Genomic DNA, 14,280 nt, shown 5'->3' with positions numbered 1-14,280 from the left:
CATTTCAATGACCAGTACACAATTAAAATTAACTATTAGCGTATTGATATTCTTATGACTTTAAAAGGTTCCTCATTATGACTTTGCTCTGGATACCCTTGTTATCCTTAATTGGCAGTGTTATTTCTTCATGCACCGGCAAATTATCTCGTAATCAAACCACGAGTTTAACTTTAATTGCACCTTTGTGTGCGTTAGCGATTGCGATTTACCATACTCCAGCCGTATTAAGCGGAGAAACAATCCGTTATACCCTTGATTGGATCCCGGCATTGGGCATGGAACTCGCATTTCGTTTAGATGGTTTAAGTCTATTATTCATTTTTATGATTTTAGGCATAGGCTCGCTCGTTATTTTCTATACGCGTTATTACTTAAGTAGTAATGATTCGATGCCGAAACTCTATAGTTATTTAATGCTGTTTATGACCGCCATGCTTGGTATTGTTATGTCTAACAATGTTATTCAATTATGGCTGTTTTGGGAGCTAACTAGTATTAGTTCTTTCTTATTGATCAGCTATTGGTGGCATAAATCTGAAGCCCGTAAAGGTGCAAGAATGGCCTTGGCTGTTACAGGTGCTGGCGGCTTAGCCTTGTTGGGTGGCTTGCTACTACTGGGTGATATTGTCGGCAGTTATAACCTTGATACTATTTTGGCTAGCCGTGTATTAATTCAATCTCATGATTTGTATGAGCTTGCTTTAGTATTAGTGCTATTAGGCGCTTTTACTAAATCCGCGCAATTTCCATTTCACTTTTGGTTGCCTCATGCCATGGCGGCTCCTACACCGGTAAGTGCTTATTTGCACTCTGCAACCATGGTAAAAGCGGGTATCTTCTTAATGGCACGTTTTCACCCAGCACTGGCGGGGAACGATACCTGGTTTATTTTAGTCGCGATGACAGGTTTAGCGACCTTGTTAGTCGGTGCCTACATTGCATTGTTTAAACATGACTTAAAAGGGTTACTGGCGTACTCAACCATTAGCCACCTGGGTTTGATCACTTTACTTTTAGGTTTAGATACTGAGCTTGCAACAGTGGCTGCTATTTTCCATATTATTAACCATGCAACCTTTAAAGCCTCTTTGTTTATGGCAACGGGTATTATCGACCATGAAACCGGTACTCGTGACATGCGTAAGCTCAATGGCATGTGGCGTTTTATGCCTTATACCGCGACCCTTGCGATGGTTGCTGCTGCCGCAATGGCGGGTGTGCCACTGTTAAATGGTTTCCTGTCAAAAGAAATGTTTTTTGCTGAAACCTTACACCAGCAGGTGCTGGGTTCTATGTCTTGGTTAATTCCAGTCTTGGCTACGTTGGCTGCTGCGTTTTCTGTTGCGTATTCTGCTCGTTTTATTCATGACGTGTTCTTTAATGGTGATCCAATTGATTTGCCGAAAACACCTCATGAGCCACCACGTTATATGCGTGTGCCAATCGAAATTTTAGTGGTGCTGTGCTTGTTAGTGGGTATGTTCCCTAATTTTGTTGTGGATGGCATTTTAACCGCGGCGTCCCTTGCTGTCCTCGGTGATGCAACCCCAGAATTTAAATTGTCAATTTGGCATGGCTTTAACTTGCCTTTATTTATGAGCTTCTTAGCTACTTGTTGCGGTATATTTATTTATATTCAACGTAAACACTTATTTCAGTTTCAAGCTTCATTGCCGGCTTTTAATGCGAAAAAGACGTTTGAAAGAGCGTTATATAGCGTGATTAAGTGGAGCCAAGACAAAATTCAAAGCACTGAAAACGGTTCATTACAACGCTATATTGTTGTCATGCTGGCGGTTGTACTATTGTGTGCAGGTTGGCCATTATTTGAAATGGGAGCTTTGGCAGGTACCGCGCCAAGTACACCAATTGATTTTCATAATGCGATAGGGGCTGGGCTATTAATTATTGGTGCTATAAGCACCGTGTTGTGGCATCGCTCTCGTATGGTGTCACTGTTAATGATATCAATAGTCGGTTTAATGGTATCGGTAGCCTTTACTCGCTTCTCAGCGCCTGATTTAGCGTTAACGCAATTAACCGTAGAAGTTGTTACGGTAATACTGCTTATGTTGGCATTATTTTTCTTACCACAACGTACGCCGAAAGAGTCAAGCTCTTTACGCATCCTTCGTGATTTAGGTATTGCTTCAGCTGTTGGTGTGGTGGTTGCTAGTATTTGTTATGCGTTACTTACTCGTCCACTTGAATCTATTTCAGACTTTTTTGTTGCCAATGCTAAAACCGGTGGTGGTGGTACTAACGTCGTCAACGTTATTCTAGTCGATTTTAGGGGCTTTGATACGCTAGGCGAAATTACCGTATTAGGTATTGCTGCTCTGGGTATTTATAAGTTACTCGCTAATTTACCGCTGTTTATGCCTGCTAGTGATAGTGAAGGGCGCCCGTGGGCACGTGAACGCTACCCGATACTACTATCGAGTATTTCACAAAGTTTATTACCTCTGGCTTTATTAGTATCGGCCTATATTTTCTTACGTGGTCACAATTTACCAGGTGGTGGTTTTATTGCAGGGCTAGTAACGTCTATTGCCTTTATTTTGCAGTACATGGCTCGCGGCTCTGTGTGGATCACCTCGCGCTTTGATGTAAATTATCGCAAGATTATCGCCTCAGGTATTGCTATCGCCATGTTTACCGGATTAGGTAGTTGGGCCTTTGGTCGACCTTTCTTAACCACATGGTTCGATTATTTTGATATACCATTTGTCGGTAAAACTGAACTGGCAAGTGCCATCGTATTTGATTTAGGTGTTTATTTAACGGTTGTTGGCGCGACGCTGATGATTTTAGCAAGCCTTGGTAAGCTAACAGCGGATGCACCAAAAGAAGAGGTAAATATTTAATGGAACTGTTATACGCATCATGCGTAGGTATTTTAGTGACTTGTGGTATTTACTTGCTCCTTCGAGCACGTACTTTTCCGGTTGTATTAGGTCTGACGATGCTCTCTTATGCGGTAAACCTATTTTTATTTTCAGCAGGGCGCTTAACAATTAATAAAGCCGTTGTACTGGGTACTGGTGCTGATTATGCCGACCCGTTGCCGCAAGCGTTGGTGCTTACAGCGATTGTAATCGGTTTTGCAATGACTGCTTTTGTAGTTATCTTAGCAATAAGAGGACGTGCAGACTTAGGAAACGACCATGTAGATGGTCACCTTGTTAAAAGTAATAGCAAGGAGCAAAAATGATTCAGCATATAGCGTCATGGCCTGTTTTATTGCCCATGCTGGCGGCAATAATTTTGCTATTACCACCGTGTGGTAAAAGTATTCCAATTCGCCGTGTTGTATCGATTGTAATGTCAATCATCACTGCGTGTGTCAGCGTTGCATTACTAATCACTGTGTACAAAAATGGCCCTATTGTCTACGCTATTGGTGACTGGCAAGCGCCGTTTGGCATTGTTCTTGTAGCTGATTTATTGTCGGTGTTAATGGTGGTGTTAACCTCGTTCTTAGCGCTTACTGTCGCTTTATACAGCAGTGTAGGGGATGATGAAAAGGGCAGCTTTTTCCACCCACTAGTCCACTTTCTAGTGTTAGGTGTGAATGGCGCGTTCTTAACAGGCGATCTATTTAACCTATTTGTTTTCTTTGAAGTCTTACTAATTGCATCCTATGCCTTACTGATGCATGCCGGTGATAAACATAAAACCCGTGCAGCATTGCAATACGTCATATTGAACTTAATTGGTTCGAGTGTCTTTTTAATCGCATTAGGTATTTTATACGGTGTATTAGGTACTTTAAATATTGCTGACATGTCGGTTAAAGTGTCGCAACTACAAGGGGATGATGTCTTCCTTGCGAAAATAGGTGGTTTATTATTACTGGTTGTTTTTGCCTTAAAAGGTGCATTGTTGCCACTGCATTTATGGCTGCCAAATACATATGCCAGTGCAATGCCTGTTGTTGCCGCTTTATTTGCAATTATGACTAAAGTGGGTGTGTACGCAATGCTACGTGTTTACACTGTGATCTTTGGTGAAAATGCAGGGCCTTTAAATCATATGGCGCAACCTTGGCTTTGGGGGCTTGCGATAGCGACCATTGTTATTGGTGCGATTGGTGTCCTTGCTGCGCAAGACTTACGTAAGCTTACCGCTAACCTAGTTGTGGTATCAGTAGGTACTTTGGTGGCGTTAGTTGCGATACAGCATGTTAGTGCTACAGCTGCTCTGCTTTATTATTTAGTGCACTCTACACTTGTCTGTGCCGCTTTGTTTTTATTGGCGGATCTGATATCGCATCAGCGTGGTAAAGTGGCAGACAGGTTAGCGCCTGGACGTGGCGTTGCACAACCGGTGTTGCTAGGTGCGTGTTTTATTGTTGCAGCACTTGCAGTAGTGGGTATGCCGCCGTTATCTGGGTTTGTTGGAAAAGTTTGGATATTAAAAACGACGTTAGATAGCGAACGCGCTTTAATCTTTTGGCCAGTGTATTTGATTGCCAGTTTTGCTTTATTGGTTGCGTTAACACGAGCAGGTACTAGTTTATTTTGGGAACGTAAACACCAAGACCGTGACCACCCTGTGGAAGATAATGCCAAACCCATGCAAGTGATAGCGGTGATTGCTCTACTGGCTGGTTCGCCATTGATGGTTATTTTTGGTGGCCCGATCACTGAATATATGATTGCTGCAGCCACACAGTTACATGACATAACCTTGGGTATTAATACTGTACTTAAGGGAGGCTTATAATGCGTTTAGAATCCCGTTATCGTTGGTTGCCAACACCATTTCGCAGCCTTTTATTATTTGTTGTCTGGCTGTTGTTAAATAACAGTGTATCGCCAGGCCATTTAGTGCTCGCGACATTATTTGCTTTTTTAATTCCAATTATCACGTTTCCATTTCGTGAGCCGCAGCCGTTAATCATCAAACCTGGACTGGCTATTAAACAATTATTGCTAGTGCTGTTCGATATTGTCACAGCGAACTTACAAGTTGCATTATTGATTTTAGGGCCTGTTAAAAAGCTACGTCCTGCGTTTGTAAAAGTACCGCTGGATCTTAGTCATGAAATGCCAATTACAATTTTGGCAAGTACAGTGTCACTCACACCGGGTACTGTGAGTGCGGAAGTTTACCCCATACCAGAATCATTGCCGGAAGGGGAAGAGCCGACACAGCGCTATTTATTGATTCATGTATTGGATTTAGCCGATGAGCAGGAATTAATAGATACGATCAAACAACGCTACGAAGCACCTCTTAAGGAGATTTTTCAATGTTAGAAACGGTTTTTTTAATCGTCTTTGCCATGATAGGGCTATCCCTGTTGCTGAATTTGTGGCGTTTGGTGGTAGGCCCTTCAGTTCCTGATAGAATTTTAGCGCTTGATACTATGTATATAAATACAATTGCATTGATTATTTTATATGGCATGAGTATGGGCACAGGGCTGTATTTTGAAGCTGCATTACTTATTGCAATGCTTGGTTTTGTAAGTACCGTAGCGGTATGTAAATACTTGCTACGCGGCGATATCATCGAATAAGGTAAGTTTATGTACAGTGAATGGGTAGTGTCTATTTTATTGCTAATTGGCGGCGCGTTTATTTTAATTGGCTCAATTGGGCTTATTAAAATGCCTGACTTTTTTATGCGTTTACATGGCCCAACCAAGGCAACTACCTTAGGTATGGCTGGGGTGTTAATTGCCGCTATGGTGTTTTTTAGTACCACACAAGAGGGGATCAGTGTGAAAGAGTTATTGATCACCATCTTCTTATTAATTACAGCACCCATCAGTGGCTATATGTTGATAAAATCAGCAATACACCATAAGTTAAAAGCTAAAGACGGCACCAAAGGTTTAGATAACGTTGAAGACGATTAAAAACCAAACTTCATCTTAAAATAAAACCCGCTGAGTTTATCTGAGCGGGTTTTTTACTTACTATTGTTTAATACTCGTACTGAATAATACAACGCTATTAACTATGATAAATAATAAAAAACTGTTGCTCGCAAGCTTACTTATATTGTTGCCGCTAATCGACAGCCTATTTGTACCAATGGCCTTTGGCTTGCAGTATCGAAGTGAAAAGGCGATGTACTTAGTAAGCGCCTATTTAATACCGATAAAGTTGATATTAGTTATTGTAGGAGGTCTACTTCTGGCACGGTTTGCTAAAGCTCAAGCTGAGTGTGGCACAACGCGTAACAGGTATAGCAAATTTTATATACTCGTTTTATTTGGCCTTGCAATCGTACAATGTGCGATATTTTTAATTATTTGTACCATGTATATTATAGTTGGCAGCCAAGCTGATGATTATCAGCAACAGGGTAATATCAGTGTTTATACCGCTGATGTTGGTAAGTTTGGCGAAGCGACTCATTATTTTTCATATCAGTGCACTGACCAAAACGGTTTCTATACGTTAACACCTATTGCAACACTCGATTGGCTTGGTCATTTTAGCTTTAAGGTCAAAGAAAACACGTTAATGATTAAGCATAACGATTATGCAGGTAAAGGCGAGCAAATAAAGCAGGTGGACTTAACAGGGTATAGTTGCAAATAGAAAAAAGTACCAACATCCTTGTGAGTACTTGTTGATTTACAGTTTAGTTTTTATCTGTATCTAGCATGTCATCATGCTCAGCCATATCCCATGGTAATTCACCTGGGCTGTTATCTAAAAAGTGCAGATAGTTCTCAAATTGATCAAGTATGTCTTTCACAATATCCCCTTCATTAAAGCCATAAATGTCATAGGACAGACCACCGCGTCGCAAGAAAACCTCGGCGCGATAATAAAGTTGAGGAGTATGATCTTCTGGTTTAAGTTCTGCATACGCAAAGCTGGGTTTAGCGTGCTCAGTCATTCGTATATCATAAACAAAATCAACATGTTCATGACGAACAACGGTTAAATAAGCACGGCCCATAACGCCATCAAATTCGACAACTGCTTGCCATTTTCGAGCGCTTAACTCTGTTTGCACTTCTTGCATTGCTTTTACAACAACCTGACTGATAAAGCTATGCACTTTATCTTTACTTGGATAGTCAACCATGGATTTTAAGCGATGCTTCCAATGTGAGATATCGAGGTTTCTATTGCTTAACGTATGCGCTTGCAGACTAATATCACGGTGGCCCTCAATGCGCAATGCTCGCCATAGACCAAAGGTGGCAAGTAGCATTATCACCGCAAAGGGTAAAGCACTGGCGATGGTCATGGTTTGTAATGCACTTAATCCTCCAGCAATCAATAGTACGGCAGCCACGGTACCCTCGAGTACAGCCCAAAATACACGTTGCCATGCTGGAGTATCAACACTGCCACCAGAGGCTAAGGAATCGATAACAAGGGAGCCTGAATCAGAGGACGTGACAAAAAAGGTAATAATCAAAATGACCGTCAGCAACGAGATAAAGAATGACCAAGGTAACGCTTCAAATAATTGAAATAACGCTACAGCATGATTTGCTTGTACATCGGCTATTAAAGTATCAAAACCTTGATTCATAATCAGGTTTAAGGCGGTATCGCCAAAAATAGAGAACCACAAAAAAGTAAAAATAGTCGGTACTAGCATTACACCTACAACAAACTGTCTTATGGTGCGTCCGCGGCTTATTTTAGCAATGAACATGCCTACAAAAGGTGCCCAAGCGATAGTCCAGCCAAATATAAATAATGTCCAGTTACCTATCCAATCGCTACGGCTATAAGCTTGTAAATTGAAAGTACGCTCCACAATACCACTTAAGTAACTTCCGGTGTTTTGCAAAAAAGACTCTAAAATATGAATACTTGAACCGACAAAAAAGACAAACGTCATCAAAGTGATCGCTAACACCATATTTAAAATAGAAAGACGCTTTACCCCTTTATCCATACCAGCAACAACGGACAGGGTGGCTGCGGCTGTTATTAGTGCAATCGCAATAATTTGTACTGTGGTACTTATCGGGATACTGGGCCATAAATAATGCAGGCCAGCATTAATTTGTGTCACAGATAAACCAAGCGTGGTGGCAATACCAAAGAGAGTGCCTAAGATAGCAAACACATCCACTGTATGGCCAATTGGGCCATGAATTTTATCACCAATAAGTGGGTATAATGCGGAGCGAATCGACAATGGTAGACCATGACGAAACGCAAAGTAAGCGAGAACTAACCCGACAATGCCGTATATTGCCCAAATATGAAAGCCCCAGTGAAAAAAGGCTATTTGCATAGCTTGTTTAGCCGCATCCACGGTTTCTGCCGCACCACTTGGCGGCGAGGCGTAATGCAATACAGGTTCAGCGACACCAAAATAGAGTAACGCTACCCCATAGCCTGCAGAGAAAAGCATGGCAAACCATTCTGGAAAACTGTACTGAGGTTGTGCATGGTCAGGGCCAAGCTTTATATTGCCCCAACTAGAGGCGGCAACTGAGACAATAAAAACTAAGAAAATGGCGACAGACAACATGTAAAACCAACCAAAGGTTTCAGTTATCCATGATAAGGTCACACTGAATGCTTCACCGGCCAGTTCAGGGTTGCTGATAGTGCCAAGTACTAAACATAAGATGATGAAAACTGCAGGTAAAAATACAGGCAGCAAAAGAGTTGAGCGGAAGGTCTTTTTCGTCATATATTAATCCCTAATATTAAAAGCTAACTTTAAAGCATGCCTGTTAAGCTTATTACATCTACTTAGTGCTGGCTAATTAAGTAGCATGTTTTCTTTACCCAAATTGGCAAAATGCTGATAGTAAACGGGATCTACTGATCATGAAAAAACTAATCGATCACCGTGGCAACGCGCAGTTTGGCGTGTTTGAGCAAGGGATTGAACAAATTAACTATATGGATTTTGACTTGCGCAACAGCATGGGCAAGGTAACAAGCTCGTTTGCGAAAAAGCTAAAATTTAATCAGTTTCAGTTTATAAGTTTTACTTGTGAAACACTTATTGTTGGTTTGGCGATTGTGGATTTGAAAATTGCCAGTAACTGCTTTGTCTATGTGTATCACCCAAGCACTGGTGAATTTGAGGAGTTTAGTTTTACCAATTTATTTGCTATGAGTACTTACATTGATAATAAGCCAAACTCAGGCAAGGCACATTTTCATAAAGGCGTGAATAGTGTCACGATCAGTGCTGGATCTGGTTTACGTAAAGTCACAGTATGCTTAAAAACAGGCCTAAAAATAAAAGCTGTCATTGATGAGTCAGTAAATTATAACCCGCTTACGGTTTGTGCAAGAGCGGGCTTTACCGGTTTCCACTTTACACAAAAAGTGGCTGCACTACCTTGCTCAGGCACTGCCGAATGGCGAGGCAAACATATCAACCTTGGGCAAGTAAAAGCGCTGGCGAGTGTTGATTGGAGCGCAGGCTTTATGCGCCGAGAAACATTTTGGAACTGGGGGAGTTTAGCTTGCACCTTAGCCGATGGCAGACGTTTAGGTTTCAACCTCGCTGCTGGCGTTGTCGAAACAGGCTTTACTGAAAATGCGTTGTGGCTAGACGGCACTTTAATAAAAATAGACATGGTCGATTTTAAGTTTCAGCGTTATGGCGATAAAAACGATTGCAGACAATGGCAGTTGCGCTCAAACGACGGCATCATAAACCTAACCTTTGAGCCTGTAGGTAACCGCCAAGATAAAACTAATTTACTCATCATCGCCAGCAACTTTACCCAACACTTCGGTCGTTTTTATGGCCAAATCACCCTCGAAAATGAAGTGATTACACTCAATGGCGAGTGGGGCTTTACCGAAGATCATTATGCGAAATGGTAAAAAGGAGTATTTTTAGCCGTCAGTTTAGTGATCTGACAGCGGAAAGTAGGCACTTGGTTTTAATTCATTAATTTGTATTGAGTGAAAATAAAATAGCTGGGAGTGATATCCTCAAACCCAGCTATTAACTAAATCAGCTGATCGCTTACGGCTGAAAGCTTACAGCTATGATTTATTCGTCTATTGAACGAAGTAGGGCGTTAATCCCCACTTTTTCGCGGGTTTGTTGATCTACTTTTTTCACGATAATAGCTGCATATAAACTATGGCTTCCGTCTTTTGATGGTAATGCACCTGGTACAACAACAGCACCTGCTGGCACACGGCCATAGTGGATTTCGCCGGTTTCACGGTCGTAAATACGCGTGCTTTGGCTGATGTATACGCCCATTGAGATCACAGCACCTTCTTCAACGACCACACCTTCAACAATTTCAGAGCGCGCACCAATAAAGCAGTTGTCTTCAATAATAGTAGGATTGGCTTGTAATGGCTCTAAAACGCCACCTATGCCCACACCGCCAGATAGATGAACGTTCTTACCGATTTGCGCACATGAGCCTACAGTGGCCCATGTATCTACCATGGTGCCATCATCAACATATGCGCCAATGTTTACATAAGAGGGCATAAGCACCACGTTTTTACCGACAAAGCTGCCTTTACGGGCAACGGCATTAGGTACTACACGCATGCCACCTTGTTGGAATTGCTCTGGTGTGTAATCACTAAACTTAAGCGGTACTTTATCGTAGAACTGGTTAACACCATCGTTCATAGGTTCGTTATCACGAATACGAAACGATAATAATACGGCTTTTTTTAACCACTGGTGAACGACCCATTCGCCACTAATTTTCTCAGCAACACGGGCGGCACCACTATCAAGTAATTCAAGCGCATCAATAATGGCTTGTTTAACGTCGCTTGATACAGTGCTTGGGCTGATGCTATCGCGGTTATCCCAGGCGTTTTCAATCATGGTTTTTAAATCTGACATACGGTCCTCTTATTCGGTTTCTGCGTTGAGTTTTTTACGCAATGCTTGATGAATCTTTGTTTGTTCTTCGTCTGTAAGGGCTTGGTATTCGTTATTTGATACCACGAAGAAATCTTCCGCACGTTCACCCACTGTGGTAATTCGTGCAGCGTGTATATGTAATAAATGCGCTTGGAAAACTTCGGCTATTTTAGTCAATAAACCAGGAATATCCACCGCTTGAATTTCGATTAAGCTGCGGTCTTTACGCGGGTGAGGGCGTAAAATGATTTTTGGCTTAATATTAAAATCTTTAAAGCGTTGCGAACGATTTTTCTTAAAACGAATTTTCTTACGCGGATCTGCGAGGGCTTGCTCTAAACCACGTTTGATTGATTGAGCGCGGCCACTTGCAATTGGTTCACCGCTTACTTCTAATACAACAAAACTAAATAACACATAACCGTCACGGGTTGTGAGTACTTGAGCATGTTGTACTTGTGCTTTTTTCGAGCCAATCACATTAACTAAGCGTGCAAAAATAGCACCCGAATAAGGGCTATAAACAAACACTTGGGTGCCGCCGTGCATGGCTTTATTAGACACGATAACACTCGGTTGCGTGAGATCTGAATTAATCAAATGCTCGCTGTGCCAAGATATCTGCTGTTCACTAAATGCGGTGAAATAATTTGCTTTAAAGCGACTCCAGATCAAGTCGATTTTTTCTTCGCTAAAACCGTGATTAAGCAAGCGTTGTTTCGCTTGGCGCTTTTTGTCACGGATTTGGTCGCGTTGATCCATCGGGTTTTCAAGGCCTAAGCGTAGAGCCCGTTGGGTGTGTAAATATAACTCGCGTAGTAGAGTGTTTTTCCAGTCATTCCATAAGTTATCGTTAGTGGCGCGTATATCGGCAACGGTTAAACAATACAAGTAATCAAGTTGGCGCTCAGTTTTGACCTTTGAAGCAAACTCTTTAATAACTTCAGGGTCATTGATGTCTTTACGTTGTGCGGTGACTGACATAAGTAAGTGATTAGCCACTAACCACGAAATTAGCTTACCATCTGAGTTTGTAAAACGGTGCAACTTAGCAAAGGCAATCGCATCAACTGAACCAAGCTCTGAGTGATCGCCACCACGGCCTTTGGCAATATCATGGAATATTCCAGCTAAATAAAGCAGCTCGGGTTTATCCATACGGGTGACAATTTCGCAGCATAAGCGAAACTCGTTAACACTCGCTTTATCAAAGTACTGATAAATATTATTAATTAATTTATGGGTGTGCTCATCTACGGTATAGGCATGGAATAAATCAAACTGCATTTGACCAAAAATATTCCGCCATTGTGGTAAATAAGCAGCAAGCATTCCGTGTTTATGCATGAGGGTAAATGCGCGGCCCATCCCATTTGGGTGCTTAATAATACGTAAAAAAGCTTCGCGACAAGCGGCATAATCTTGCAAATCACCCAGTAAACGACGGCGTACTTGGCGAATGGTGCGAATTGTACTTGGGTATATATGCGTGATTGCAGGGTTATCTGCAATGTGTTCGAACAGTACAAAGAGTTGATCGCGACGGAAAAACACGGATGGGTTTTTTACGCGAATTTGATGGCCAACGCGTTCAAAATTGCGGTCGAGCTCGATAACCGGTTGTTCGCTGGTTTCGGGTAAAATGCTTTGCTCGAAGTACGATAACAACATTTGGTTAAGCTCACGTACGCGGCTCATTATCCTGAATAAGCGTTTCATCATACGCTCAACAGAGGCCTTACCATCACTACCAAAACCTAAAATGTCAGCGGCCAAGGGTTGGTGGTCAAATAACAAGCGGTTTTCGGAACGTTCAGCAGCTAAGTGTAAAGCAAAGCGAATATTCCATAGGTTCTCTAAACACTCAGAAAGCTCTTGGTACTCTTCATGGGTTAAGTAGCCGTGACTTATTAGTTCTTGCAGTGTCTCAGCCCGGAAGTGCTTTTTAGCAACCCAAATAATGGTTTGTAAATCACGCAAACCACCCGGATTTTCTTTGATATTGGGTTCAAGATTGTAAGCGGTGCCATGGCATTTTTTGTGGCGTAATTGTTGTTCTTGTACTTTCGCCAAAAAGAAATCGTCAGAGCGCCAGATAGGGGTATCAAGAATGTGTTTTTTTAGTTTTTCATACTCGATGTGATTACCAAACAATAAACGGCTTTCAAGTAAGCTGGTGGCAAAGGTTACGTCTTCACGTTTTTGCTCAATAGCTTGCTCAATAGTGCGCACGCTATGACCTATTTCTAAACCTAAATCCCACAACATGGTGACAAATTGGCCTATTTTTTCACAAATAGCGTCGCTTGGTTGCTCTGTCACTAGCAATAAAAAGTCGATGTCTGAGTAAGGGTGTAATTCACCGCGGCCATAGCCGCCTACTGCAATGAGCGCTAAATCAGGCTCGTGAGCTAAATCATATACATGAAATAGCTTGATCAGTAAGCGATCTATAAATTCAGCTCGGGCATTAATCAAATTACCAACGGGTTGTTTTGAAAACTCGTTTTGCAACCATTTGTAAAAGTAAGCAGAACAGTCGCGGTAATCGGTTAGTTGCTCAGCATCGCTAAGCAACTTTTTTACTTTATTGGGTAATGCCACGTGGGCTGGCTCCTAATGTTCGATGATCCTGTCTATCGTATCATCTGATCGGAGCGTTAAAATTTCAACACCATTTTCAGTTACTAGTAGCGTGTGTTCCCACTGCGCTGACAACGAACGGTCTTTTGTGACGACTGTCCAGTCATCTTTAAGTAACTTACATTGACGCTTACCGGCATTGACCATAGGCTCAATTGTAAGACACATGCCTGCTTTTAACGCTTCTCCGGTGCCTGCACGGCCATAGTGCATGATTTGTGGCTCTTCATGAAACTCTGCGCCGATGCCATGGCCGCAGTATTCACGAACGATAGAATAATTAAATCCTTCGGCATATTTTTGAATTGCTTCACCAATGTCGCCTAAACGTACACCTGGTTTTACCATTTTAATGGCTAGGTACAGGCTTTCTTGCGTAATTTGTGCCAGACGCTTGCCTTGAATATTAGGCGTGCCAACATGAAACATTTTTGAGGTGTCGCCATGGTAGCCATCTTTAATGACAGTGACATCAATATTAACACTGTCGCCGTCTTTTAATGGTTTATCGTTCGGAATACCATGGCAAATAACATGATTCACAGACGTACAAATTGACTTAGGGAAGCCATGGTAATTAAGTGGCGCAGGAATCGCTTTTTGCACATCGACAATATAATTATGACAAATTGTATTTAGTTCATCAGTGGTCACACCTGGCACTACGTGTGGCTCTATCATTTCTAGCACTTCTGCCGCTAAGCGCCCAGCAACACGCATTTTCTCTATTTCTTCAGGGGTCTTGATCACAGCACTCATAGAGGCTCCATAGTCGAGTTTTAACACATTTATCGTCGCACAATTTTTGCACGCGATGTTGAA

The 14,280-nt window shown here is 41.9% G+C and carries 12 protein-coding genes; 8 read left to right on the top strand and 4 right to left on the bottom strand.

Translation table 11 applies throughout. The features are described from left to right. The first annotated feature begins 77 nt into the window (after positions 1-77). From NQT69_RS04065 to NQT69_RS04035, 7 genes are all read left to right on the top strand, one after another. On the top strand, positions 78-2,870 hold the full coding sequence (locus NQT69_RS04065) for a monovalent cation/H+ antiporter subunit A (protein WP_256826423.1): 2,793 nt from the start codon (positions 78-80) through the stop codon (positions 2,868-2,870). Then, positions 2,870-3,217 (top strand): Na+/H+ antiporter subunit C, encoded by a 348-nt coding sequence (locus tag NQT69_RS04060; protein WP_256826422.1) that lies wholly within the window; start codon positions 2,870-2,872, stop codon positions 3,215-3,217. The genes NQT69_RS04065 and NQT69_RS04060 overlap by 1 nt, the downstream gene beginning before the upstream one ends. Beyond that, positions 3,214-4,731, top strand: a complete 1,518-nt coding sequence (locus NQT69_RS04055; protein ID WP_256826421.1) for a monovalent cation/H+ antiporter subunit D — start codon at positions 3,214-3,216, stop codon at positions 4,729-4,731. The genes NQT69_RS04060 and NQT69_RS04055 overlap by 4 nt, the downstream gene beginning before the upstream one ends. Beyond that, entirely contained in the window at positions 4,731-5,267 is a 537-nt protein-coding gene (locus NQT69_RS04050; protein WP_256826420.1) for a Na+/H+ antiporter subunit E, read from the top strand. The genes NQT69_RS04055 and NQT69_RS04050 overlap by 1 nt, the downstream gene beginning before the upstream one ends. Then, on the top strand, positions 5,261-5,530 hold the full coding sequence (locus tag NQT69_RS04045; RefSeq protein ID WP_016707651.1) for a K+/H+ antiporter subunit F: 270 nt from the start codon (positions 5,261-5,263) through the stop codon (positions 5,528-5,530). Before NQT69_RS04050 ends, NQT69_RS04045 begins: the two co-directional genes overlap by 7 nt. A 9-nt stretch (positions 5,531-5,539) precedes the next feature. Further along, positions 5,540-5,872, top strand: a complete 333-nt coding sequence (locus tag NQT69_RS04040; RefSeq protein WP_256826419.1) for a Na+/H+ antiporter subunit G — start codon at positions 5,540-5,542, stop codon at positions 5,870-5,872. Between the two features lie 103 nt (positions 5,873-5,975). Then, entirely contained in the window at positions 5,976-6,563 is a 588-nt protein-coding gene (locus NQT69_RS04035; protein ID WP_256826418.1) for a hypothetical protein, read from the top strand. A 43-nt stretch (positions 6,564-6,606) separates the two neighbouring features. On the opposite strand, the gene NQT69_RS04030 is transcribed toward NQT69_RS04035, so the two are convergent. Next, on the bottom strand, positions 6,607-8,637 hold the full coding sequence (locus NQT69_RS04030; RefSeq protein WP_256826417.1) for a BCCT family transporter: 2,031 nt from the start codon (positions 8,635-8,637) through the stop codon (positions 6,607-6,609). A gap of 140 nt (positions 8,638-8,777) precedes the next feature. Here NQT69_RS04030 and NQT69_RS04025 point away from each other — a divergent pair, with 140 nt between their 5' ends. Further along, positions 8,778-9,794: a DUF2804 domain-containing protein gene (locus NQT69_RS04025; RefSeq protein ID WP_256826416.1), complete on the top strand. Its 1,017-nt coding sequence runs from the start codon at positions 8,778-8,780 to the stop codon at positions 9,792-9,794. A 172-nt stretch (positions 9,795-9,966) separates the two neighbouring features. Here the strand turns inward: NQT69_RS04025 and dapD are convergent, their stop codons facing one another. The 3 genes from dapD to map are packed head-to-tail and all read right to left on the bottom strand — an operon-like array spanning position 9,967 to position 14,244. Continuing rightward, positions 9,967-10,794: a 2,3,4,5-tetrahydropyridine-2,6-dicarboxylate N-succinyltransferase gene (gene dapD / locus NQT69_RS04020; RefSeq protein ID WP_256826415.1), complete on the bottom strand. Its 828-nt coding sequence runs from the start codon at positions 10,792-10,794 to the stop codon at positions 9,967-9,969. A 9-nt stretch (positions 10,795-10,803) separates the two neighbouring features. Continuing rightward, complete coding sequence (glnD, locus tag NQT69_RS04015; RefSeq protein ID WP_256826414.1) at positions 10,804-13,419, bottom strand: [protein-PII] uridylyltransferase; 2,616 nt, start codon at positions 13,417-13,419, stop codon at positions 10,804-10,806. A gap of 12 nt (positions 13,420-13,431) precedes the next feature. Beyond that, positions 13,432-14,244 (bottom strand): type I methionyl aminopeptidase, encoded by an 813-nt coding sequence (gene map, locus NQT69_RS04010; protein ID WP_256826413.1) that lies wholly within the window; start codon positions 14,242-14,244, stop codon positions 13,432-13,434. Between the last annotated feature and the right edge of the window lie 36 nt (positions 14,245-14,280).

Source organism: Pseudoalteromonas shioyasakiensis (genome assembly GCF_024518675.1).
In the GTDB taxonomy this organism is placed as follows: Bacteria; Pseudomonadota; Gammaproteobacteria; order Enterobacterales; family Alteromonadaceae; genus Pseudoalteromonas; species Pseudoalteromonas shioyasakiensis_B.
The sequence above is the reverse complement of the archived record's forward strand: the minus strand, read 5'-3'. Positions and strand labels throughout refer to the sequence as shown.